The organism is Streptomyces sp. NPDC096205 (genome assembly GCF_044763135.1).
Classification (GTDB): domain Bacteria; phylum Actinomycetota; class Actinomycetes; order Streptomycetales; family Streptomycetaceae; genus Streptomyces.
This window is the reverse complement of sequence record NZ_JBIWFS010000011.1, coordinates 306,493-328,821: the sequence shown is the minus strand read 5'-3', so window position 1 is coordinate 328,821 and position 22,329 is coordinate 306,493. Positions and strand designations below refer to the sequence as shown.

Sequence of the window (22,329 nt, the reverse complement as noted above, 5' to 3'; positions counted from 1 at the left end):
GTTGCCACCTCAGCCTGACACCGGCCCGTCCCCCTCGCACGGCGACAACCCTGCGCCGCGCAGGGCCTCCCGCCAGGGGAGCGAGGGGTTCGCGGCAGCCGTCCCGACCACACGCAGGGCCTCCCGCAAAGGCAGCGCGGGGTTCGCGGCAGCCGCCTCGACCACCTGCCCGTCCTCGTCGCCGAGCAGCTCCACGAGCGTCCGCGGCGGCAGCGCCGGGTGCGCGGCGGCGACGCGCCTGACCCGCCCGTCGGCCAGACACGCGAGCAGGGCCGTGGCCGTCGCACGGGGATGCCCCGCGATCTCGCGCAGCGCCCTCTTCGCCGGGGGCCGCTGCCGCGCCAGCTCCTCCAGCAGCGCGGGGGACGCGTCCGGGTTGGCCGCCACCCCGGAGGCGACCTGGACGCCGTGCCGGTCCACCATCGCGCGCAGCCGCGCCTCGGACAGGCCCGGGTGGGACGCGACGGACTTGGCGACCTTGGCGTCGCCGTCGTCGGCCAGCGCGTCGCGGACGCCGTCCGGCAGGTTCCGGCGGACCGCCACGAGCATCCGTACCGCCGGCTGAGTCGAGGCGGCCAGCTCCGCTACCTCCGCCGTGGAGGCGGCGGACACCCGCGGCAGCGCCGTCGGGCCGATCCTGGTGGCGCCCGCGACGCGGATCAGCACATCGAGCGGCACCCGCGGATGGTGCGCCACACAGCGGCGTACCTCCGGGTCCCGGTCATCGGCCAGTGCGCGCAGCACAGCGGCGTCGGCGGCCGGATTCCCGGCGAGCGTGGAGCGCACCCCGGGCACCGGGTCGCCGGCGAGGCGGGGGGCTACGGACGCGGGCAGATCCGGGCGGGCGGCCAGTTCCCGGCGCAGCAGCGCCGACGGGTGGTCTGCGAAGGGCACGACGGCGCCGGTCGGCGTGGCCGGATTCCGCAGGGCCAGCTGCTGGATGTCGAAGACCGTGGACACGTGGGAGCCGTCGCAGGCGGCCCCCGAGCGAAGGTCGCAGTCGAGCCGGGGACAGTCGCGCGGGTGCACGTACGGCGGCTCCTCACGGTCGCAGACCAGACACCGCACCGCCGGGGCGAGTCCCTGACCCGAGAGCAGCATCCTCAGGACGGCCGGAGGCGTGTCCTCGTTCGAGGCCACCGCGCGCCGCACCTCGGCATGCGGATGCCCCGCGAGCCGTGCGGCGACCTCCGGTGCGGCCCACAGCGCGAGTTCCGCGACGACGCGTACGTCCGGGTCGGCGGCGAGCGTCTCCACCACATCGGCGGGCAGCCCGCGGCAGGCGGCCAGCCGCTCCCGGCGCGCCACCACCGGGTCGCGGGCGAACGCGCGCGCCCACTCCGGCCGGCCCGCCCCCGCATCCAGCAGGGCGAGCGCGACGCCCGGCCGCGCCACCGGGTCGACATCGCCAGCCGTCAACCGGCCCTCGTACGCCAGCTGTTCGGCAGCATCCTCACTGCACGCGGCGAGCGCGGCCACCTGCGCGCGGCTCAGATCCGTACGGAGGGCGAGCGCGACCGCCAGGTCGGGGTCCGCGACGGCGATCAGCCGGTCGACCAGGGAGGAGGGCAGGGCCGGACGGGCGGCGAGCCCGGACAGGACATCGTTCACCGGCCCATCCTGACCGCCCGCCCCGCCGTCCGGCTCGGGATTTTGCGCCTACGACGGTCAGGTGTCAGGCACCCGCGTGGACGTGGGTCGCCCACAGGGAAGGGACGGAGACCGCGTCCGTGCGCAGGGTGCGGACGGCGTGATGGAGGGCGGCCGCCGCATGGGCCGGGCCCAGACGGGCGTAGGCCGGGTAGAAGACGTGGGCGGCGCGGGTGGCGACACGGTCGTCGACCGGCCAGAGCGTGCCCACCACATGGGGATAGCCCGCCAGTTGGAAGGCGGACGCGAGGTGGAGGGACTCGTCGGCGAGGCCCGTGTCGTCGGAGCGGGCGGTCGAACAGGCCGAGAGATAGGCCAGATGCGCGCGATCCAGCCGCACCGATGTGAGGGAGGCGACGGTCAGCGGGCGCGTGGCGTGGTCGTGCAGCAGCAGCCGGCTGTGGGACGGGTCGGCGGGATCGCTGACGCCGTGGCAGGCGAAGTGGGCGACGGCGTGCCGCGGCAGCAGCTCCAGGACCTTGCCGGTCGTCGGCTCGGGCGGGGCGAAGGAGCCGGGCAGCGCCTGCGCGACGAGCGCGGCCTCGACGCCCACGAAGGTGAGCCGCCCGGGAACACCGGGCGTGGTGGGCATGGCGACGACCAGGGCCGGTCCCGGCCGGTCCGGCAGACGCCGCCGGCGGGCGTGCCGCAGCGCCCCGATCGTGGGTGTGTAGGAGGACACGACCCGGTCCAGGACGGCGTCGCCCGAGCCGTCGTGACGGCCGGAGGCGTGCAGCGGGAACATGCCGAGCAGCCCGCCGGGCGCCCACCAGACCCGGGGCCACTCCTCCGGAGGCGTGGCCGGCGGGAGCGGGCGGTCGTGCCCCAGCGCGGCCAGGACCGGTCCCGTGACGGTGTCCCACAGCCAGGCCAGCGTCTCGGTGATCTCGGCCTGGGCGGCGCGCAGGGCGTCCCGGTCACGGGCCCGCGCCGTGCGGCGCAGCGCGGCGAGGAACACGTCGATGCGCCCGAGGACCTCCTCGTGGCGGAGCCCGGGAAGCGGCACGCGGGTGAGGCCGTCCCGGGTGAGCAGCAGCGCGTCCGAGCCGAACCGGCTGACGTTGAGCGTCGCGATCGGACCGGAGCCCGTCTGCGCGAGCAGGTCCGCCAGGGCCGGGGGCCGGGCGAAGGAGGACTGGCCGGGCAGGGACCGGATCTCGGCGAGCAACGCCTCCCACCGGTCGGCCAGTTCACGGCGCTCGGCCGGGGCGAGCGGCTGGTCGAGGAGATTGCGCAGCGCGCTGAACCGCTCGGCGGCGTCCGGGTGCGACTCGCGCAGCGCGGTCACGTCGTCGCGGGTCTCCAGGGCCCGGGCGTACAGCACGGCCCGCCCCGCTTCCAGCAGTTGCAGGGCGTCCTCGCGGCGCCGGGAGTCCGGCCGCCGCGGGTCGCGCAGCACCAGCGCGGCGGCGTCCGCGGCGAGCCCGGCGTGCAGGCCCAGTCCATGCAGCTGGTCGGAGCGTCCCAGGCTGCGCGCGGCGACGGTCTGCGGCAGCAGACGTACCGCCAGCTCCAGGAATCCCGCGGCCTCGGTCGGGCGGCGGTCGCCGAGCAGCACCCCGGCGACGTTGGCGACCGCCAGCCGCTGCGACGGGGACGCGGAGAGGTGGTCGACCGCGGCCCGGAACCTGTCGATCGCCTCCCGCTCGTCGTCGGCCGCGCCCGGCCCGCCCAGCTCCGCGCGCATCGCGAGGGCCATGCCCAGAGCGCCGAGGTGGCGGCTGCGCTCCGGATGGCCGTCCGGGGCCGACGCGACCGCCTGCCGGTAGGCGGTGACGGCCTCGTCCAGCTCCTCGCGCCGCCCCGACGCCTGGAAGCGCTGGATGTGGACGCCGCCCAGGCTGGTGAACATCGAACCGCTGTCCGGGTGCTGCGGGGCGAGCGTGACCCCCTCCCGCAACGCGGCCTCCGCGGCGTCCAGATCGGCGTCGTCACCGAAGGCCGCATAGCGCAGACCGAACAGCAGGCCGAGGTTGGACAGGCATCTGACCTGCTGGAGTTCGTCGCCTGCGGCGAGTTCCCGGGCGCGGCGCAGCCACCGGACGGCCTCGTCGGCCGTCGCCGGGTCGAGCGTGCGCTGGAAGGAGACCCCGAGGGCCGAGCCGAGGTTCGCCATGTAGACGGCCCGGCGCCGGTGGCCCGGGGGTGTGAGGTCGACCGCCTCCCGGGACAGCCGGACCGACTCGTCGAGGTCGGCGGAGTCGCCCGACCAGTCGAAGCGGTCGCTCAGGGCGGTGCCCAGGTTCGTCAGGGAGATCGCCCGGTCCGACGGGGACAGGTCGTACGACAGCACCGTACGGAAGTGCCCGATCGCCGTCTCCAGGTCGCGGGTGTCGCCCGACGCGGCGAACCTGCTGTTCAGCGAGGTGGCGAGATTCCCCAACAGGGCGGGCCGTTCGGGGTCGTCCGGCGGGACGAAGTCGAGGAGCCGGTCCCAGAGCGCGACGAGTTCGTCGTGGTCGGCCGCGTCCAGCGATTCACCGAGCTCGCGGGTGCGCGCCGTGACGGCGTCCGTGGCCTCCTCGACCAGCCGCGGCAGGATCTCCTCCGGGAAGTCGCCGACCTCGATGTCGCTGAACATGCACGGCAGGAACATCTCCACCGCCAGCTCCAGTTGGGCCCGGTCGCTGGTGTCGCCGCCGTACCGGTAGAGGTGCAGCCAGCCGAGAAGGAACCACGAGGTCGGGTCCTCGGTGTCCTCCCGCAGCAGCGCCGCCTCCGCGAGCGCCTCGTCCTCCAGCGCCGCGTCGAAGCGCCCCGACTCCTGCACCCGGTCGATGCGGGCGACGACCAGATCCTGGCGCCGCCGCCGCTCCTGCTCGTCCATCGTGACTCTCCGTACGTCCGCCCCGCGGCGACAGTAGCGGTGCCCGGGTCCGGCAACCAGCGGAATCACACGATCCCGAGGGTCACTTCGTGGCGACGCGCCCCGTCCGTGCGACGGCAGCGGCGAGCAGCAGCACCCCGAGTGCGGTGGCGGCCGTGCCCCGCCAGCCGATCAGGTTCAGCAGCGGCGCGGCGAGGGCGGTCCCGAGGGCGCCGATCGTGAAGTAGAGGACGAGGTAGACGCTGCTGAGGCTGCCCGAGCGCTCGGGGTCGAGCGCGATGACGCGGCTCTGGTTGGCGGCCTGCGCGGCGAAGCATCCGGCGTCGAACAGGGCGAGCCCGCACGCGGTGACGAGCGGGGCGTCGAGACCGGTGGCGAGCACCGCGGTGCCGGCCGCGGCCGTCAGCAGGGCCGCGATGATCACCGTACGCGGACCGTACCGGTCGGTGAGCCGCCCGGTGTACGGCAGTACGGCGAACCCGAGCATCCCCGCCAGGCTGTACAGGCCGATGGACGTGGGGCCGAGGTCGTGCGGCGGCTGGGCCAGAGCGAGCGCGAGGGTGACCCACACCAGGTTGAACGCGATGTACCAGAGCCCTCCGGCCGCCACCGCCCGCCGCAGCGCGGGATGCTCGCGCAGCAGCGGCGGGAGCGAGGCGAGCGTGGCCCCGTACCCGCGGCCGGGCCTCGGCCGTCGCCGGGGCAGGCGCACCGCGGCGGCGGCCGCGCACGCCAGGGCGAGCCCCGCGAAGACGAGCAGCATCGGCCGCCACCCGAGGAGGTCGGCGAGGGTGCCGCCCGCCAGGCGGCTCAGCAGGATGCCCGCCGACATGCCGGCGGCGACCGTGGCGACACTCCGGCCCCGGCGCCCGTCCGGCGCGTGGCGTCCCGCGATACTCCCGGCCTGCGCCGCGACCCCGGCGGCCGCGCCGATCAGCAGATACGCGGCCAGCAGCACGACCGGGCCGGACGCGGCCGCGGCGAGACAGAGCGCGGCGGCCAGCGCCGTGAGCTGCGCGGCGACCAGGCGGTTGGGCGCGAGATGGTCGGTGAGAGGCAGCAGCAGCGCGAAGCCGGTCGTACACCCGACGAGCGCGGCCGTGGGGACGAGGCCGATCACCGCCAGGGGAACCCCCAGGTCGGCCGCGACCGTCGCCAGTGCGGGCTGGAGGGCGTAGTTGTTCGCTATGGCCGCCCCGGCGATGCCGGCGAGCAGCGGGGCACCGCCTCGGGCGAGGCCGTCGGGCAGGGGAGTCGGGGTCCCCGTCGCGGCGACGCGAGGTGTGTCGTCCCCGGCGAGGTCGGCCGGGTGTCGCGGCACGGGGTGGGACGCGTCCTCGCGGCGCAGGTCTGCGCTCACGGCTGGGGGCCGCGGATGAGGACGACCACGTAACGGCAGTCGCTGTCCGTGGTGTTGGCGAAGACGCGTGGGGCGGGCGCGCCGAGTTCGATGGTGTCGCCGGCGTCGAGTTCATGGACCGTGTCGCCGTCGTGGAAGGTGAGCCGGCCGTCGAGGACCCACACCACCTGGCGTACGAAAGCGAAGGCCGCGGCCGGATACGGCACCGTGGCGCCGGCCGGGAGCCGGATCTCGGCGATCTCGGCGGGGAAGTGCGGGCCGCTGATCTGCCGGCGCAGATAGCCGGTGTCGGGGTCGCGCCACTCGGCGGCCTCGCCCGACCGGCGCACCCCGGCCGAGTCCGGGACGTCCTGCCGCTGCCCCTCGGCCAGGGCCAGCAGCGAGGCGACGCTGAGCTGGAAAGCGGCCGACAGCTTGCCCAGGACGACGGCCGTGGGCGAGCTCTCGCCGCGTTCGATCCGGCTGATCATCGCCTGCGAGACCCCCGAGGCGTCGGCGAGCTGCGCCAGAGTCCACCGGCGCCGCTCCCGCTCGGTGCGGACACGGGCCGCGATCTGCCCCACCAGGGGATCTACTATGTTGGACATGAATCCAATATACGAGAGGAGTCGCGTGGTGGACGTGCGTCCGGCGCGGCCCGCCGACGCGGAGGTCGTGCGCGAGATCCGCAACCACGCGATCGCGCACTCCACGGCTCTGTGGACGGACACGCAGCAGTCCCCCGCCGAGGGGGCGGCCTGGCTGGCAGCCCATCTGGAGCGCGGCTCCGCCTTCGTCGCCGAGGCGGACGGCGAGGTCGTCGGCTTCGCGGTCTACGGGCAGTGGCGGGAGAAGGAGGGCTACCGGCACAGCGTGGAGGACTCGGTCTACGTCCGCGAGGACCGGCACGGCCTCGGCATCGGGTCCGCCCTGCTGGGCGTCCTCATCACCGCCGCCCGGGAGGCCGGCCACCATGTGATGATCGCCGGCATCGAGGCCGAGAACACCGCCTCCGTCAGGCTCCACGAACGCCACGGCTTCCTGCACGTCGGCACGATCCCCGAGGTCGGCGTCAAGTTCGGCCGCTGGCTCGACCTGACCCTGATGCGGCTGCCGCTGGCCTGACGGCAGACGGTCTAGTCGCCGTCGGAGGAGGAGCGGCGGCCTCGTTTGTGGCTCTTGAGCAGAGCCGGCAGCACCTCGCCCGTCGTGACGGTCGCCCGCCCCACGACGTGGGCCCAGCGGGGGCCGCCGCGTTCGGCCCAGATCGCGCAGGCGCAGCCCGCGAGGGCGAGGGCCAGGGCGCCGATCAGCAGCAGAGTCAACAAGTTCGCCCGCCTTGGGGTTCGTCAGGTCGTGCTGATGATGTCAGGCACGTGCTGCCCTGGGTGACGTCAAGAGCGGCCCGACGGTTCACCGCGCGCCCAGCTCCAGTCGAGGAGCAGGGTGCGCATCAGGCGCGCGGCGCTCGACATCCGGCTGTCGGCGCCCCAGTGCAGAGCGAGGATGCGGCGGCAGTCCGGGCTGTCGACGGCGACCCAGGCGGCGGGGAGGTTCAGGGCGGTGCCCCGGGCCATGTCCGGGATGAGGCCGACGCCGAGGCCGGCCTGGATCAGGTCCGCGACCGCGCTCGGTTCGTCGCCCTCGCAGACGATCCTCGGGGTGAGGTCCTCGGCGGCGAAGAGCCGGTCCAGCAGGCGGCGTTGCCAGTGTCCCTTGCGGGTGGTGACGAAGGGCTGGTCGGCGAGCTCGGCGACCCTCACCGAGGTGCGGTCCGCCAGCGGATGGCCGAGCGGCGTGACCAGCCAGACCTGTTCGTCGAGCAGCCGGGCCGTCTCCAGGCCTTCGGCGGGCAGCGGCTGTGAGGCGACGCAGAGGTCGACGTCCTGCGCCCGCAGGGCCCGGGCCATCTCCGCGGCCGTCAGCTGATGCAGCTCGACCTCGACGGAAGGGTGGGCGCGCTTGAACGCCGCGAGCGGCCCGGTGACCGTCAGGAACGTCTCCGACGCCAGCCGAACCGGCCCGAAGCCCTCACCGCCGACCTCGGCGACGGCCCGCCGCCCCGCCTCCAGCTCGCCGAGCGCCCGCTCGACATGGTCCCGGAAGAGCGCACCCGCCTGGTTCAGCCGCAGCCGTCCCGCCCGGTCGAACAGCGGGGTGCCCAGCTCGCTCTCCAGACGCGCGATGGTACGGCTCAACGACGGCTGGGCGACGCGCAGTTCATCGGCCGCGCGACTGAGATGCTCCAGCCGCGCCACCGCCAGGAACTGCCTCAGCGTGTTCAGATCCATGGCCCTCGCGCCCTCGGGGAGTCATCACGGCACAGCGATCTTAGGCGGGACAGCGGCGCGGCCGAGCCGGCGGACCTCAGTCGCCGAGCAGCCGCCACGCCGCGAGGGCCAGCTTGGCCCGCGTCAGGCCCGCGGGGTCGGTGAGGTCCAGCGCGAGAGCCTTGCCGAGCTGGTCGACACGGCGGGCGACGCTGCTGTGGTGGAGGTGGAGGAGATCGGCCGCGCGGCGCAGGGAGCCGGTGGTGCAGTAGGCGTCCAGGGTCGACAGGTCGTCGGCGCCGGACGCGACGCGGGCGATCGCCGCCACGTCCGGGTTGGCCCGCAGGGCCTCCGGCGGCAGCTCGGCGAGCAGGGCCAGCGCGCCCAGGTCGGCATGCTGGACGACGGGTTCGCGCGGGGTGGTGAAGCGCAGTGCGGTGCGGGCCTGGCGCCAGGACAGGGCGGGCGCCGAGGCGGCGCCGATGCCCGCGCGCACGTCCGCAGGGAAGCGGGCCGCGTCCACGGTGGTGGCCAGCAGGACACCGACGTCCGCGAGCGGCGCCGCCTTCACCGGCCGGCCCGCGCAGACCAGCGCGCCGATCCGGTCCAGTGCGGGCCCTGGGCGCACGGCGACGACCCGGACCGGCACATCGGCGGCGAACCCCAGCAGGCGCAGCGCCCGCGCCCGGGCCGCCTCGTCGGTGTCGGCGCTGACCACCAGCTCGACGAGCGCCGGGTCGGCCATCGTGGTGCGGGCCGGGCCGTACCGTTCCACGGCCGCCGTGACGGCGAGGGCCAGCCGGTCCAGGACCACGTCGTCGAGCGCGTTCGTCACGGCCCCGGACCGCTCCAGCCACACCGTGCCGATCTCCTCCTCGTCGAGGGTGATCGGCGCCGTGCTGGTGGCGGGGGACTCCGGGGCGGGGGCGGCCGTGCCGTCGGGGGCCATGCGGATCGTCCGGCCCGTGCCGTGCAGCCGTATCGCGGCCACGCACTCGGCGAGCCCCGCCGACGCCCGGGCGAGCGCGGGCAGGTCCACGCGCCGGCGCATCAGCGTGTCGTAGAACGCGACGATGCGGATCGCGCCATCGACATACGGATCAAGTCCCGACAGCCGTACGGCCAGTGCCTCCATGCCCGCAGCATAGAGCGGAGGGCGGGCGCCGTTCGGCGCGCGAACCGGGCGGGATGGGCGACGGACGGCGGATGATCTTTTCCGCCGCCGCCCCGAGGATGGCCGTCATGGATCCCGAACTCGAAGCATTCATCCCGCTGTTCCCCCGCGCCGACTTCACCGACCCGGTCACCGCACGCAAGGCTCTCGCCGAGCTGGCCGCCGCGGTGCCCGCCCCGGACACCGGCGATCTGGAAGTCGAGGACCGCACGGTGCCCGCCGACCCGGACGTGCAGGTGCGCGTCTACCGCCCCCGACAGCCGCAGGGAGCCGTCCTGTGGCTGCACGGCGGTGGATTCGTCATGGGTGATGCGCGCACCGAGCACCCGTGGGCCGCCCGGCTCGCGCACGGCTCGGGCGCGGTGGTGATCTCCGTGAGCTACCGCCTGGCCCCCGAGGACCCGTTCCCCGCCGCCCTGGACGACGCCTACGCCGTACTCGCCTGGACCGCCGAGCACGCCGCCGAACTCGGCGTCGACCCCGAGCGGATCGCCGTCGGCGGGCACAGCGCGGGCGGCGGACTCGCGGCCGCGCTCGCGCTGCGCGCCCGTGACGAGCAGGGGCCCGCCATCTGCTTCCAGGTCCTCAACCAGGCCCAGCTCGACGACCGGCAGGAGGTCTGGTCGCAGCGCACCTTCACCGACACGCCCTGGGTGAACCGCGACAAGATCGCCCAGTCGTGGGGGCACTACCTCGGCTCCCGGCCCGCCACCCCCTACGCCGCCCCCGCGCGGGCCGACGACCTGTCCGGCCTGCCCCCGGCCTACGTCTCCACCGCCGAGTTCGACCCCAACCGCGACGACGACCTCGACTACGCCCTGCGCCTGCTGCGGTCCGGCGTGTCCGTCGAACTCCACCAGTGGGCGGGCACGTTCCACGGTTCGCAGGCCCTGCTGTCCGCGGAGGTCTCGCAACGGCAGATCGCCGAACTCGGCGCCGTGCTGCGCCGCGCGCTGGCTCCGTGAGCCCAAGTCACCGATCAGGAAAGGACGGACGCCTTGATGAACATCCGACTGGCCCTCTGCGCGAGCGCGACGGCGCTCGGAGTCTGCGCGGGCACGGTGGCGGCGGCGCCCGCGCCGGACGCGACCGCGGCCTCGACAACAGCCGTGGCCCCCGTCGCGGATGCCGCGGCCCTCAAGTCCGCGCTGGACGACCTCCATCGCGCGGGCATGCCCGGCGTCTTTGCCGAGGTACGCGACGCGGGCGGCGTCTGGCGCGGCGCCTCGGGGGTCGCCGACGTCCGCACCGGCCGCCCCGTCACCCCCGGCATGCGGCACCGCGTCGGCAGCATGACCAAGACTTTCACCGCGGCGGCGGTGATGCAGCAGGTCGAGCGTGGCCGGATCGACCTCGACGCGCCGATCGGCGGCTACCTGCCGCACCTGGTGCCGGGGGAGCGCGGACAGCGGATCACGGTACGGATGCTGCTGAACCACACCAGCGGCATCCCCGACCACATCGCCTACGCCTTCCCGTCCCTGAAGGTCATGTCGCCGCAGAGCCTGGACGACAACCGGTTCCGGCAGTTCAGCCGGGCCGAGCTGATCGAGCTCGGCCTCTCGGCACCTCCCACCGGTGAGCCCGGAGGCCCCACCGGCGTGTACTCCAACACCAACTACCTGCTCCTCGGCGAGCTGCTGGAGAAGGTCACCGGCCTGCCCGCCGAGGAGTACATCACCCGCCATGTCATCCGGCGCGCCGGGCTGCGCCACACCTCCTTCCCGGACGGCCCGCGCATCGAGGGCCCGCACCCGCGGATGTACGAGTCCCTGCACGGCGCGATCGACCCGCCGCGCGACTACAGCGTCTACAACATGTCCTGGGTGACGACCGGCGCCGGCCTGGTGTCGACCATGGCGGACCTCGACCGCTTCTACGGCAAACTCCTCGCCGGCGAGATCGTCAGCAGGTCCTCGCTGGCCGAGATGCAGCGCACGATCCCGGTCGTGGCCCTGGACGGCTCGACCGTCGAGTACGGCCTCGGCCTGCACCGCAGGGACATCCCGGGCTGCGGCACCTTCTGGGGCCACGACGGCAGCGCCTGGGGCGCCGGCACGCTGTCCTTCACACGGGCCGACGGCCGGCGCCAGATGTCCGTTGCGGTGAACCTCGCCCGGTGGAACCGCCTGGACGCCTCGGGACAGCCGCAGCCGCACCCCATCGACAAGGCGCTTGCGGCGCTGGAGGAGCAGGCACTGTGCGGCGATCGCTCCTCTTGACGTACCGGGCAAATCGGTAAAGTGTGTACGTATACGCCGTAAATAGACGGCGCACGGGAGCTCTCCTTCGAGGAGTCCGTGATGACGGCACAGCTGACCAGCGGTCTGCGCACGCTCGTCGTGAGCGCCGTCCCCGGGGCTCGCCCCCCTCGTCTCCGGCAGTCCGCGGAGGCAGGCGGGGCGAGTGTGGGGCACCAGCCGTCGCATGGCGTGGCGCTCCACCGGGACATGCTCGGCGGCGACCGGCCGTACGCGGTGGACGGCAGTGGCCTGCACGGCGACGACATCGTCATCGCCGACATCCGTGACCGCGCGCGCATCGACCAGGTCTTCGCCGGACTGCGCCCGCAGGTCGTCTTCCACGACGCCGCGCCGGCACGAGGTGCTGCGGGCCACCGGCGAGCCGTTCGGCATCGGCCGGGCCTCGAACTGCCCTGTCTGTGGGGCGAGTTGGCCCGGCTCCGGTTCCACGCGGAACGTGTCGACAGCGAACCCGCCTTCGCACACACCGGCCGGCCGTTGCCGGCGCCTGGCACCCACCGCACGTCCTCCGACGTGTGCGTGTACGTGCCCGCGCCTCAGGCCCACGGCGGCCCGGGCCGGCCCTTCGCGGTGCTGTCATGACGGCGTCACCGACGCAGGTGCCGGGGCGCGAGGGGATGTGGCGCGACCTGCTGCCCCCCGGCCGGCGGTATCTCGCCCTGCCCTCCCGGCGGCACCCGGTCGTGGTGGCCGAGGACCGGGCGGCGGTGCTGCACTACGTCCGCCAGTCGCTGCTGGCGATCCCGCCGCCCATGCCGGGCTGGCTCTACCCGGCCGCTCGCGCCGCCCTCGCCGTACCGGCCCTGCCGCGCATCCTGCCCGGCCTCACCGTCACCGACCAGGACCTCGGCGCCGGACCCGCGCACGACACCCTCGGCGACATCGGCCGGCTCACCGCGTCCGGGCCCGTGGTGCTGCTCGACCACAGCCACGACCCGGCCCGGCTGCTCCTGCTGATCTTCCCGCCCGACGCGTCGCACCCGGAGCTGGCCGTGAAGATCCCGGCAGGCCCCCAGGCCGCCCAGTCGATCCTGCGCGAGACCGAACGGCTCCGCGCCCTCGCACCGCTGCCGCTCGGCGTGACGCGGTCGACCGTCCCCACCGTCCTGGGCCTGCTGCGCCACGGGGACCTGCCCGCCCTGGCGACCGGCGCCCTGCCCGGAGCGCCGATGCTGGTCGCCTACCACCGACCCGGCCACCACGCGCGGCCCGGCCCGGTGCGCGCCGACTTCGTCGCCGCGGCCGAGTGGCTGGCCGGTTTCCAGTCGGCCACCGCCGGTGCCTTCGCGCCCCTCGACCTGCGCCCCGGAGTGGCCGAGGCGCTGGACGACCGGCTGCCCCGCCCCGCCCGCGTCGGGCTGCACGCCCTGCGCCGTCGGCTGCGCGCACACCTGGCGCCCCGTGCCGCCGTGCACGGCGACTTCTGGCCCGGCAACGTCCTGGTGAGCCACCACAGGGTCTCCGGCGTCGTCGACTGGGAGCACGCCCGCACCGCCGGCAGCCCGCTCGCCGACCCGGCCCGGTTCGTCGTCTCCTACTGCGAGCACCTCGACCGCCGCACCCACCCCGGCCACCGCGTGCCCGGCCACCACGGGCTGATCGCCGGCCGGCCCGGAGCCGCCCTCGCCTACGCGCTCGACGGCGCCGGCTGGTACCCCCGGCTGATCCGCGAGTTCCTCGCCGCCGCGCTGCACCGCCTCGGCCTGCCCGCCGCCTGCGGGCGCGACGCCGTGCTCGCCGAGCTCGCCGCGGTCGCCGCCGAGGCCACCGACCCCCGCTTCGCCGAGGCCCAGGCCCGGGCGTTCATCCTGCTGCTCGCGGCCGAGGAGACGCCATGGCCGTTCTGACCCACCCGCGCGCATCCCACGGGCGTCCACCGCCCGCCACGAGACCTCATCCGCGACGGCCCGCGCCGCCCTCGTCCTCCCGCCCCGGCGGTGCCGGTGGTCCCGGCCCGTTGCCGTGGCCGCACACGGCCCCGACCTCGAAGGAACCGTCATGCGCACAGCATCCGCTCGTCCCACGCCCGCACGCCCTCCGGGCCGGGTCGTCCTCGTCGGCGCCGTGCACGAGGCGCAGGCGGCGCTGACGGCCCTGCTCCACTCGCCGCTGGTCCGCCTGGCGGCCGTGATCACGCCACCCGACGAGGAGCGGCGACGGCTCTGCGGCGCCGCCGACCTCGCGGGCGCCGCCGGGGCCGCCGGCGTCCCGGTGCTGCGCGAGAGCGACGTCAACGCGCCCGCCGTGTTGGCACGCGTACGCGCGCTGGAACCGGACCTGGTGGTCGTCGTCGGCTGGACCCGGCTGCTCGGCCCCGAGCTGCTGTCCGTTCCCCGGCACGGCTGCGTCGGCTTCCACGCCTCCCTGCTGCCGCGCCACCGCGGCCGCGCCCCCGTCAACTGGACGATCCTGCGCGGCGAGTCGGTCACCGGCAACACGATGATGCTGCTCGACCCCGGCACGGACACCGGGGACATCGTCGACCAGCGCCGGCTCTACATCGGCCCCGAGGACACCTGCGCCACCGTCTACGACCGGGTCGCGCAGGCCGGCGCCGACATGCTCCTCACCCATCTGCCCGCCCTGCTCACCGGAACCGCCCCGCGCAAGCCGCAGAACCCGGCCGCGGGCGATGTGCTGCCGCGCCGCACCCACGCCATGGGCGTCATCGACTGGGACCGCCGGCCGCGCGCCGTGCACGACTGGGTGCGGGCGTTGACCACGCCGTACCCCGGCGCGTTCGGGATGCTCGACGGCGAGCGGGTGATGGTCTGGCGCACCCGCCCGCCGCGCCGCGACGAACCGGCGGGCCCGCCCGGCATGGTCCTCGCAGTCGAGCCCGACGGGGTCCGGATCGCCGCGCGCGGCGGCAGCGTGCTGGTCACCGAGATGGGCGGCCGGGCCGAACCGCCGCAGCCCGCGGCCCGCTGGTGCCGGCGGTTCGGCGTGCTGCCCGGCACGCGGTTCGCGCCCGTGCCGCCCGACGTGGCCCGCTGGGTCCGGGGCGAGGGCCCCCGCCCGGAGGGGGCGCTGCGATGAACACCGTGCCGGTGCCGGCCGCGCACCCCGACGTCGGCGTCACCCTCGCCCGCCACGCCGTCGCACCCTGAGAGCAAGGCGCATATTTACATCGTATATATACACTTTGCGCCTATGGGTACATACAGCCAACACGGGAATGCCGGAACGCTGTCGGACGAACGGAGGCGGGCATGACGAGAGGGCGGGCCGGGTCCGGCGGCGAGGGCGCATCGAACTCTCCGGCGCGTCGCGCCAGCGACCGTGGCCGCTACGGCCGCCTCAGCCGCGAGCGCGTGCTGGCCGCCGCGCTGGAGCTGGTCGACCGGGAGGGCCTGTCCGCCCTGAGCATGCGCCGCCTCGGCGCGGAACTCGGCGTGGAGGCGATGGCGCTCTACCGCTACGCCGAGGGCAAGGACGCGCTCCTCGACGGCCTCGTCGAGGCGCTGTACCTGGAGCTGGAGGAGCGCCTGGGGGACTGGGACCCCGAGCAGGACGGGCGCTCCGGGCTGCACCGCATCGCGCGGGCCACCTACGACGTCTGCCTCGCCCACCCGCACGCCGTGCCGCTGCTCACCACCCGCATGCTGGCGGTCCCGCTGGCCCGGCGCCCCCTCGCGGTGCTCAGGGACCATGAGCGCGTGCTCGTTCTCCTGGAGCGGTCGGGCCTGGAGGGGACCCGCGCCGCGGTCGCCTTCGAGGCCGTGACGGCCTGGCTCCTCGGCTATGTCTCCGCCGAACTGCGCCCCATGGTCGACAACCCCGACGAACCGGACCCCGCCTTCCGGCTCGGTCTGCACCGCATGCCCTCGCACGAACTGCCCACCCTGCGCCGCACGGCCGCCGCCCTGGCCGACCGCGCGGGCCCGGAAGGGCTGGCGGCCGGCCTGGACGCGCTGCTCGACCGGTTCGCTCAGGGATAGCTGACGAGATCGGCCACGTTCGTCGAGGAGTCGGTGCGCAGCGCGGGCACGAAAGACGGTGGCCCAACTGCCGGGCAGCACGGCGGCGTCGGCGGCCTGCAGTGCGGACTCGCGCCGAGCAGCGAGGCGGCCACGGCGACGGTCACAACGACAGGGACACGCGTTCGGTAGTTAACCCACATCGGTGAATGTGCCGGTGGGATGGGACGAAAAAGGGGTGAGCGGTGAAGCGTTTCCCCTTGTGCGACCCCGTCCGCAGAAACCTTTCCCGGAATCGCCCTCGCATAATTGCAGGCATTGCCGGGTGCTGGGTGAGTCCGCAGAATGGCTCGTCACATGCCAACGGAACTTCCGCAAGGAGGTCTGCCCGTGCCAAATGCCGATCCGCCGGCGGTGTTCGCGGAGGGGACGACGCTGCTGGACGTCACCACGGCCCCGTCGCAGGTCGTGCCGCCCGTTCCGGCCGACCGCGATCCGGTCGCCACCTACTACTGCAAGACATTGAAGCAGGTCAGCGGCGTCGAGTACGACGTCGTGATCGTCGGCGGGGGCGCGGTCGGCGCCGCCGTGCTCGACCGGCTCGTCCAGAACAGGGGCGGGACGAAACTCCGCGTCCTCGTCCTGGAGAAGGGAAGTTTCCTCCTTCCCGAACATGTCCAGAATCTTCACCCCCGTTATCAGCGCCTGATGAAGGACGCCGTGGCACGGCCCTGGCGCCGCGCGCCCGGCACCACCTTCGATCTCGCGCCGCAGATTCCCTATCTCGGCGGACGTGCCCAATTCTGGAGCACCTGGATTCCCCGCCCGAGCGAGCAGCAGATGCCCGAGTGGCCCCAGACCGTCAAGGATTCCCTGGAGAAATACTGGACGTCGGCCGAGGAATTCCTCGGCGCCGTCCTCCCCAGCCGCATGGGCGGCCAGTTCACCGCCTTCCAGCCCGCGCTGCGCAAACAGCTCCAGGCGAAACTCGCCGGCCTCGGCCACTTCCCGGACGCCATCCAGGCCCCGCAGCTGGAGGTCCCGCTCGCCTCCCAGGCCACCACCTCCTCCCTCGGCTACCGCAAGTTCAGCCCGGTCCCCGTGCTGATCGAGCTCACCGAGACGCACCCCGGCGTGGTGGACCTCGTCACCGGCTGCGAGGTGCTGGAGATCCGGCACAGCGAGCCCCGGAGCAACTCCCACGGCCCCGAGTGCCGGGCCACCGAACTGTCCACCACCCAGGGCGTGTTGAAGCTCGCCCCGCACACCGACCTCGTCCTGGCCAACGGCATCGTCGAGCCCACCGGCCTGCTCCTGGACTCGTTCCCCGACGTGCTGCCCCGCTTCACCGGCACCAACCTCGGCGGACACGTCGCCTCCTGGTTCTCGGCCCGAGTGCCGCGCGAGGCATGGAAGGGACTGGAGGACGAGGGACTCCAGGTCGCCTGCATGTATCTGCGCGGCCGCGTGGAAGCCGCAAAGCCCGAGGACACCCGCGACTTCCACATCCACCTCATGGGCGCCTCCAACCCCGCGCCCGACACCGCCGTACCCGACCTGTACCGGCTGATCCCCGACTCCTTCGACCAGGAGTTCCTCCAACAGCTCAGCGACAAGGACCACATCGGCTTCCTCGTCCACTGCCTCGGCGAATGGCGCAGCCGGCCGAGCGCCACCGACGGCAGCCGGGTCTACGTCGACAACGGCGACACCGTCCTCGACCTCAAGCCCGGCACGACGGACCTCGCCCTGCGCACCACCATGGACGCCCAGGCCCAGCAGCTCGTCCAGCGGGTCCTCGCCAACGGCCTCGACACCGCGAAGATCGAGTACTGGCATCCGGGCGACAACGGCCTGCCCGGCTCCTGGAAGGCCGAGATCCCCGCGGGCCGGCTCAAGGACGCCCTGGTCCACGAGTCCGGCACCCTCTGGATGGGCACCAGCCGCGACACCTCGGTCACCACCACCGACTGCCGACTGCACCAGGTCACCAACCTCTACGTCGGCGGCGCCGCCACTTTCCCGACCTCGGGCTCCTGGAACCCCACCCTCGCCGCCGTGGCCCTGGCCCAGCGCCTGGCCGACCACCTCCTCACACGCCGTACGAAGGGGTGAGCGTGCTCACCGACGACACCACCACCGACCCGCCCCCCACCACCGACCCGGACCTGCGCCGGTTCGTCGAGCAGTCGACGTCCATGACCGGCTTCGCCACCTACGACCTGTACGGCACCGGCATGGCCCAGCTGTACCTCGACACCGCACGCCACCAGGTCGGCGGCGCGGCCCGCTTCAAGGCGTTCCTCGACGCCTGGCAGCAGTCGAGCGACGGCGACGGCACCGCGGCCCTCACCCCCGTGGACCGGGAGATCGCCCGCGCGGTCACCTACCTCTGGTACACCGGCGCCTGGCCCCGGCTCGCCCCCGCCGCGCACGCGGCGCTGCGCCGCGAGATGCCCAACACCGAGTTCGTGGCCTCGGTGAGCAGCTATCCCGAAGGGCTCGTCTGGCGTGCGTTCGCCGGGCATCCGGCCGGGGCCAAGCCGCCGGGCTTCGGCACCTGGGCGGAGGAGCCGCCGGAGCTGCCGACCGAGGAGGAGATCCGCGAGGAACTGCTGGCCGTCGCCGTCGAGGACCCGTCGGTGGAGACCGCCGCCAAGGCCACGACCTACGCGGCCACCGCCTTCGCCGCCGACCTCCCGGGCGACGGCGTCCCCGCCCATCTCCTGCCCGGCGTACGCCTGTCGCGCGGCATGACCCCGTCCGCCGTACCGGCCGCCGCTGCGCAGCCGGGCACGCGGACCGAGGAAGCGAGTGAGTGAAGCGATGACCGTGACCACCACGGGGTCCGCCGTCAACGGGCGCCGCTACGACGCCATCGTCGTCGGCAGCGGCTGGGCGGGGAGTCTGATCGCCCGCCACCTGGGCAGGCAGGGCTGGCAGGTGCTGGTCCTGGAGGCCGGCAACGGCGGCACCGACACCTGGGCCGGCTACCAGGACTCGATCGACACCTTCTCCTCCACCGTGATCAAAACGCCCAACTCCGCCTACCGGCGCAACACCGCGGCCCCCTTCCCGGACGTCCTCGACCTGCGCGCCACCGCCGACCCGCCCGGCTACACGGCCACCGGCCACTTCGTCCAGACCGGCCCCCTGCCCTACGGCACGGACTACATCCGCGCGCTCGGCGGCGCCGCCATGCACTGGCTGGGCGCGGTCCCGCGCATGCACCCCGAGGACTACGCCACCCGCGACCACTTCCAGTACGGCCGCAACTGGCCCGTCACGGCGGCGCAGTTGGAGCCGCACGTCCGCGAGGCCGAGCGGCTCATCGGCACCGCGGGCGACGCCGACGAACAGCGCCTCCTCGGCGTCGTACCGCCCGACGACTACGAGTACCCGATGGAGGAGATCCCCTGGAGCTGGCAGGACTGGGTCTTCCAGCGGAAACTCGACGACGAGACCGTCCGCGACGAGGTGGCCGCCGCCGACTACACGCTGAAGGTGTACGGCCTGCCGCAGGGCCGCAACAGCACCCCCAACCCGCTCTACGACAACGGTCGCGGCTACCGTCCGCGCGGCGCGGTCGGCCTGCCCAACTACGGTGAGCGCTGCGTCGGGAACTCCAGCTGCACCCCCATCTGCCCCGTCCAGGCCAAGTCCTCACCGCTGCGGCTCCAGCAGGACTTCACCGACTCCGTGCACCTGGCCACACGCTGCGTCGTCAGCCGGGTGCTGCCGGGCCGCGGCACCTCGGTACGCGGGGTGGAGTTCCGTGAGTACGGCGATCCGGCCACTCCCGTGAGCACGCCCTACACCGCCGAGGCCGACGTCGTCGTCCTCGCGGCGCACGCCATCGAGAACGCCGTGCTGCTGCTCGCGTCCGAGATGGCCAACAGCAGCGGCTACGTCGGCCGCCACCTCATGGACCACCCCACCATGCTGGCCTGGGCCCGCATGCCGCAGAACGAACCCGTCGGACCCTTCCGCGGTCCCGGTCACACCACCGGCCTGGAGTGCTTCCGCTTCGGCGCCGGACGCGCCCGGCGCGCCCCGTTCCGTATCGAGATCGGCAACTGGGGCTGGGGCTGGGCCACCGGCGCGCCGTTCAGCAACGTCAGCGCGATGCTCGCCCTCGGCGGCGACCACAACGGCGAGATCAAGGCGGACGGCCTCTTCGGCCCGGCCCTGCGCCACCGGCTCGGCGACGAGATCAACCGCCAGATCCAGCTCCAGATCGCCGTCGAACAGCACGCCAACCCCGAGAACCGCGTCACCATCGACCCTCGCCGCCACCGCGACGGCGTGGGCAACCCCAAGCCGATCCTCCACTACGACCTCGACCAGCGGGTCCGCGACGGCGTGTTCGCCGCCCGCAAGGTGTCCCAGCGGATCTTCGCCGCCCTCGGCGCGCAGGACTTCACCGACTACCGCCCCCGCGACGGCGTCGCCCCGCTCGGCCACTTCCGGCACCGAATCGGAGACGAGGAACTGGACCTGGCCTACCACGGCGCCGGACACGGCGCGGGCACCCACATCATGGGCTCGCGGGCCGCCTCCTCCGTGGTCGACTCCTACCAGCGCACCCACGACCATCCCAACCTCTTCGCGGTGGGCTGCGGCAGCATGCCCTCCATCGGCACCAGCAACCCCACCCTCACCATGGCCGCGCTCGCCCTGCGCAGCGCCGAGGAGATCCACCGCGACCTCGCCCGGCTGCACCAGCCGGTCACCACAGCGGCCCGGACGCCCGAGCCCCTGCACCAGGACCTGGCCGTGGAGGGCAGCCGATGATCACCGCCTACGAGCTCAGCCGCAAGAACCCCGGTCCGCCCGAGACCGTCGAGGAACTGCGCAGCTACCTCCAGGCCGCCCTGGAGGTCGAACACCTCACCATCCCCGTCTACATGACCGGGATGTACACCATCCGACCCGGCACCAACCGGCCCGCCCAGAACACCATCCGCAGCGTCGTCCTGGAGGAGATGCTGCACCTCACGCTCGCCGCCAACCTCCTCAACGCCGTGGGAGGCACCCCCGACGTCGCCAACCCCGGCTTCGTCGCCGGCTACCCGGCCGTGCTGCCGTTCAGCGACCCGAGCCTGCCGCCCGTCCCGCTCCAGCACTTCTCGCCCGAGGCGCTGGACACCTTCATGCTCATCGAGCGCCCGCGCTCCTTCGTGCCGCCCGACCCGCAGGCGACCGGCTGGACGTCCATCGGACAGTTCTACGGCTTCATCCGGCAGGGCCTGATCGATCTGGAAGGCAGCGCCGAAGGGTCCACCATCTTCACCGGGCCCCCCGAACGCCAGGTCGGCCCCGAGGATTTCTACAACTCCGGCGGCGAGGTGTTCGCCGTCACCGACCTCAAGAGCGCGCTCCTCGCCGTCGAGGTGATCAGCGACCAGGGCGAGGGCGTCGCCGACACCATCTGGGACAGCGACGACCTGCACTTCGGCGAGGAACGCCAGGTCGCCCACTACTTCCGCTTCAAGGAGATCCGCACCGGCCGCCGCTACGGCCGCCACGACCTGCCCCGCACCGAACCGAGCGGCCCCGTCGTCGACGTCACCTGGGACGACACCTACCCCATCCTCGGCGACACCAAGGTCTCCGACTACCCGCCCCGCTCCCAGGTCCGCCGGCAGGCGCAGCTCTTCAACGAGCGGTACGCCTACCTGCTCACCCTGCTGGACATGGCGTTCACCGGCATCCCCCGGGCCATGCACTACGCGGTCCCGGTGATGCTCGAACTGCGCGACCTCGCCCAGCGCATGTACCGCAACCCGCACCCGGACGACGACCGGGCGCGCGACGGCTACCACGCCAGCCCCACCTTCGAACTCGTCGACGACCACTTCGACTCGGCCCGCGTCCAGGCCACCGAGGTCCTCCGGACCGACCCGACCCCCACCGAGGAGAGCGCACGATGACCGGGCACGAACTTCCCCCCATCCCCCAGGGGTTCGGCCTCCCCTTCTTCTACGGCACCTTCACCAACATCGGCTTCGACTTCCTGCTCGACGACCCCGCCGAGAAGCAGGCCGTGACCAACCTGCTGCGACAGGACGACGCCGGCCGCCATCTGACCCCGGCCCTCTTCGAGGGCAGCGTCTGCCTCTCCTTCAACTACCAGCTCTACTTCGCCCAGTTCGGCTCGGGCGCCGGCATCACCCAGGAGGTCGAGCTCAACGTCATCGCCCACCCCACCGCCGAGGCGGCCCGCGTCCCCAGGCTCAGCTACTCGCAGTACGCGCACGGCGAGGACCAGACCCACCTCCTCGGCAACTGCCGGGTCCATGTGGCCTGCGACAGCGACATCGCCATCGAGGCGGGCGTGAAGCTCTTCAACGAGCCCAAGCACAAGGCCGGTTTCCAGCACACGCTGCCCGTGCCCAACGCGACCACCGGCGACCCCAAGGCCACCGACTGCTGGAAGGTGGTCTGCGGCACGTACGGCACGGCGGCCGCCGACGGCTCCTTCACCCCGGCCAACACCTACTTCTCCTTCGAGGCCGACCTCGAGGACATCGGCGGACAGCCCGTCAGCGCCACGCCGTTCACCGAGTACGGCAGCCGGAAGGAGGGCGAGCACACCCGCCCGCTGGCCGCGCCCCTCAACGTCTTCTCGCCGTACACCTGGTACGACCTCAGCGACGGGCCGGAGGCGCTGGACTTCACCGTGGGCGACGCCGACCCCCTGGGGCGCAGCAAGGGCTTCCTGGACCTCGTCCTCGACAAGAGCCCGGCCGGCGCCTGGACCTACCAGTCCCCGCCGGTGGCGGCCCAGAACCGGCCGTACTGGGTCAGCACGACCTGAACCCATCGCGGCCCTCCGCCCGAGGGGGAGCCCCTGACAGATCACCGAGCGCCGTGGACAATGGT

19 protein-coding genes are annotated in these 22,329 nt (G+C 73.7%); 12 read left to right on the top strand and 7 right to left on the bottom strand.

What is annotated here, in order from left to right; all coding sequences use genetic code 11:
• Nucleotides 1–9: 9 nt before the first annotated feature.
• From ACIQ6Y_RS35480 to ACIQ6Y_RS35465, 4 genes are all read right to left on the bottom strand, one after another.
• Complete coding sequence (locus ACIQ6Y_RS35480; RefSeq protein WP_404045832.1) at nucleotides 10–1,611, bottom strand: hypothetical protein; 1,602 nt, start codon at nucleotides 1,609–1,611, stop codon at nucleotides 10–12.
• A gap of 64 nt (nucleotides 1,612–1,675) precedes the next feature.
• The gene (locus ACIQ6Y_RS35475) at nucleotides 1,676–4,477 is read right to left on the bottom strand and encodes a CHAT domain-containing protein (protein WP_404045829.1); all 2,802 of its coding nucleotides are present in this window, start codon (nucleotides 4,475–4,477) and stop codon (nucleotides 1,676–1,678) included.
• Between the two features lie 82 nt (nucleotides 4,478–4,559).
• On the bottom strand, nucleotides 4,560–5,837 hold the full coding sequence (locus ACIQ6Y_RS35470; protein WP_404045826.1) for an MFS transporter: 1,278 nt from the start codon (nucleotides 5,835–5,837) through the stop codon (nucleotides 4,560–4,562).
• Nucleotides 5,834–6,424 carry a helix-turn-helix domain-containing protein gene (locus ACIQ6Y_RS35465; protein ID WP_404045823.1) on the bottom strand — a complete coding sequence of 197 codons (591 nt, stop codon included), beginning with the start codon at nucleotides 6,422–6,424 and terminating at the stop codon, nucleotides 5,834–5,836. Before ACIQ6Y_RS35465 ends, ACIQ6Y_RS35470 begins: the two co-directional genes overlap by 4 nt.
• 28 nt (nucleotides 6,425–6,452) lie before the next feature.
• Here ACIQ6Y_RS35465 and ACIQ6Y_RS35460 point away from each other — a divergent pair, with 28 nt between their 5' ends.
• Nucleotides 6,453–6,941 carry a GNAT family N-acetyltransferase gene (locus ACIQ6Y_RS35460; RefSeq protein WP_404045820.1) on the top strand — a complete coding sequence of 163 codons (489 nt, stop codon included), beginning with the start codon at nucleotides 6,453–6,455 and terminating at the stop codon, nucleotides 6,939–6,941.
• Nucleotides 6,942–6,952: 11 nt separating this feature from the next.
• Here ACIQ6Y_RS35460 and ACIQ6Y_RS35455 read toward each other — a convergent pair whose 3' ends face one another.
• The 3 genes from ACIQ6Y_RS35455 to ACIQ6Y_RS35445 form a co-directional block, all read right to left on the bottom strand.
• Nucleotides 6,953–7,144, bottom strand: coding sequence for a hypothetical protein (locus ACIQ6Y_RS35455; RefSeq protein WP_404045817.1), 192 nt, complete (start codon nucleotides 7,142–7,144; stop codon nucleotides 6,953–6,955).
• A 66-nt stretch (nucleotides 7,145–7,210) separates the two neighbouring features.
• Nucleotides 7,211–8,107, bottom strand: coding sequence for a LysR substrate-binding domain-containing protein (locus tag ACIQ6Y_RS35450; RefSeq protein WP_404045814.1), 897 nt, complete (start codon nucleotides 8,105–8,107; stop codon nucleotides 7,211–7,213).
• A gap of 76 nt (nucleotides 8,108–8,183) precedes the next feature.
• Nucleotides 8,184–9,221, bottom strand: a complete 1,038-nt coding sequence (locus ACIQ6Y_RS35445) for a helix-turn-helix domain-containing protein (protein WP_404045811.1) — start codon at nucleotides 9,219–9,221, stop codon at nucleotides 8,184–8,186.
• 107 nt (nucleotides 9,222–9,328) lie between these two features.
• Here ACIQ6Y_RS35445 and ACIQ6Y_RS35440 point away from each other — a divergent pair, with 107 nt between their 5' ends.
• The 11 genes from ACIQ6Y_RS35440 to ACIQ6Y_RS35390 all read left to right on the top strand — a co-directional run bounded on the left by ACIQ6Y_RS35440 (nucleotide 9,329) and on the right by ACIQ6Y_RS35390 (nucleotide 22,264).
• Nucleotides 9,329–10,225 carry an alpha/beta hydrolase gene (locus tag ACIQ6Y_RS35440; protein WP_404045808.1) on the top strand — a complete coding sequence of 299 codons (897 nt, stop codon included), beginning with the start codon at nucleotides 9,329–9,331 and terminating at the stop codon, nucleotides 10,223–10,225.
• A gap of 36 nt (nucleotides 10,226–10,261) precedes the next feature.
• A complete protein-coding gene (locus ACIQ6Y_RS35435; RefSeq protein ID WP_404045805.1) occupies nucleotides 10,262–11,482 on the top strand; it encodes a serine hydrolase domain-containing protein in 1,221 nt (406 codons plus the stop codon).
• 81 nt (nucleotides 11,483–11,563) lie between these two features.
• Nucleotides 11,564–12,106 carry a hypothetical protein gene (locus tag ACIQ6Y_RS35430; RefSeq protein WP_404045802.1) on the top strand — a complete coding sequence of 181 codons (543 nt, stop codon included), beginning with the start codon at nucleotides 11,564–11,566 and terminating at the stop codon, nucleotides 12,104–12,106.
• The gene (locus ACIQ6Y_RS35425; RefSeq protein WP_404045799.1) at nucleotides 12,103–13,371 is read left to right on the top strand and encodes a phosphotransferase family protein; all 1,269 of its coding nucleotides are present in this window, start codon (nucleotides 12,103–12,105) and stop codon (nucleotides 13,369–13,371) included. The genes ACIQ6Y_RS35430 and ACIQ6Y_RS35425 overlap by 4 nt, the downstream gene beginning before the upstream one ends.
• 151 nt (nucleotides 13,372–13,522) lie before the next feature.
• On the top strand, nucleotides 13,523–14,563 hold the full coding sequence (locus tag ACIQ6Y_RS35420) for a methionyl-tRNA formyltransferase (RefSeq protein ID WP_404045796.1): 1,041 nt from the start codon (nucleotides 13,523–13,525) through the stop codon (nucleotides 14,561–14,563).
• A 173-nt stretch (nucleotides 14,564–14,736) separates the two neighbouring features.
• Complete coding sequence (locus tag ACIQ6Y_RS35415; protein WP_404045793.1) at nucleotides 14,737–15,465, top strand: TetR/AcrR family transcriptional regulator; 729 nt, start codon at nucleotides 14,737–14,739, stop codon at nucleotides 15,463–15,465.
• 369 nt (nucleotides 15,466–15,834) lie between these two features.
• On the top strand, nucleotides 15,835–17,559 hold the full coding sequence (locus ACIQ6Y_RS35410; RefSeq protein WP_404045790.1) for a GMC oxidoreductase: 1,725 nt from the start codon (nucleotides 15,835–15,837) through the stop codon (nucleotides 17,557–17,559).
• A gap of 2 nt (nucleotides 17,560–17,561) precedes the next feature.
• Entirely contained in the window at nucleotides 17,562–18,266 is a 705-nt protein-coding gene (locus ACIQ6Y_RS35405) for a hypothetical protein (RefSeq protein WP_404045787.1), read from the top strand.
• Nucleotides 18,267–18,270: 4 nt separating this feature from the next.
• A complete protein-coding gene (locus tag ACIQ6Y_RS35400) occupies nucleotides 18,271–20,238 on the top strand; it encodes a GMC oxidoreductase (RefSeq protein WP_404045784.1) in 1,968 nt (655 codons plus the stop codon).
• Nucleotides 20,235–21,377 (top strand): ferritin-like protein, encoded by a 1,143-nt coding sequence (locus tag ACIQ6Y_RS35395; RefSeq protein ID WP_404045781.1) that lies wholly within the window; start codon nucleotides 20,235–20,237, stop codon nucleotides 21,375–21,377. Before ACIQ6Y_RS35400 ends, ACIQ6Y_RS35395 begins: the two co-directional genes overlap by 4 nt.
• Nucleotides 21,374–22,264: a hypothetical protein gene (locus ACIQ6Y_RS35390; protein WP_404045779.1), complete on the top strand. Its 891-nt coding sequence runs from the start codon at nucleotides 21,374–21,376 to the stop codon at nucleotides 22,262–22,264. Before ACIQ6Y_RS35395 ends, ACIQ6Y_RS35390 begins: the two co-directional genes overlap by 4 nt.
• Nucleotides 22,265–22,329 lie beyond the last annotated feature (65 nt).

Bases quoted from the DNA above. Each gene is read 5' to 3' on its own strand.
- ACIQ6Y_RS35400 (WP_404045784.1), top strand. From the start codon at position 18,271: ATGACCGTGACCACCACGGGGTCCGCCGTCAACGGGCGCCGCTACGAC.
- ACIQ6Y_RS35390 (WP_404045779.1), top strand. From the start codon at position 21,374: ATGACCGGGCACGAACTTCCCCCCATCCCCCAGGGGTTCGGCCTCCCC.
- ACIQ6Y_RS35475 (WP_404045829.1), bottom strand. From the start codon at position 4,477: ATGGACGAGCAGGAGCGGCGGCGGCGCCAGGATCTGGTCGTCGCCCGC.
- ACIQ6Y_RS35395 (WP_404045781.1), top strand. From the start codon at position 20,235: ATGATCACCGCCTACGAGCTCAGCCGCAAGAACCCCGGTCCGCCCGAG.
- ACIQ6Y_RS35415 (WP_404045793.1), top strand. From the start codon at position 14,737: ATGACGAGAGGGCGGGCCGGGTCCGGCGGCGAGGGCGCATCGAACTCT.
- ACIQ6Y_RS35420 (WP_404045796.1), top strand. From the start codon at position 13,523: ATGCGCACAGCATCCGCTCGTCCCACGCCCGCACGCCCTCCGGGCCGG.
- ACIQ6Y_RS35450 (WP_404045814.1), bottom strand. From the start codon at position 8,107: ATGGATCTGAACACGCTGAGGCAGTTCCTGGCGGTGGCGCGGCTGGAG.
- ACIQ6Y_RS35430 (WP_404045802.1), top strand. From the start codon at position 11,564: ATGACGGCACAGCTGACCAGCGGTCTGCGCACGCTCGTCGTGAGCGCC.
- ACIQ6Y_RS35465 (WP_404045823.1), bottom strand. From the start codon at position 6,424: ATGTCCAACATAGTAGATCCCCTGGTGGGGCAGATCGCGGCCCGTGTC.
- ACIQ6Y_RS35445 (WP_404045811.1), bottom strand. From the start codon at position 9,221: ATGGAGGCACTGGCCGTACGGCTGTCGGGACTTGATCCGTATGTCGAT.
- ACIQ6Y_RS35440 (WP_404045808.1), top strand. From the start codon at position 9,329: ATGGATCCCGAACTCGAAGCATTCATCCCGCTGTTCCCCCGCGCCGAC.
- ACIQ6Y_RS35435 (WP_404045805.1), top strand. From the start codon at position 10,262: ATGAACATCCGACTGGCCCTCTGCGCGAGCGCGACGGCGCTCGGAGTC.
- ACIQ6Y_RS35425 (WP_404045799.1), top strand. From the start codon at position 12,103: ATGACGGCGTCACCGACGCAGGTGCCGGGGCGCGAGGGGATGTGGCGC.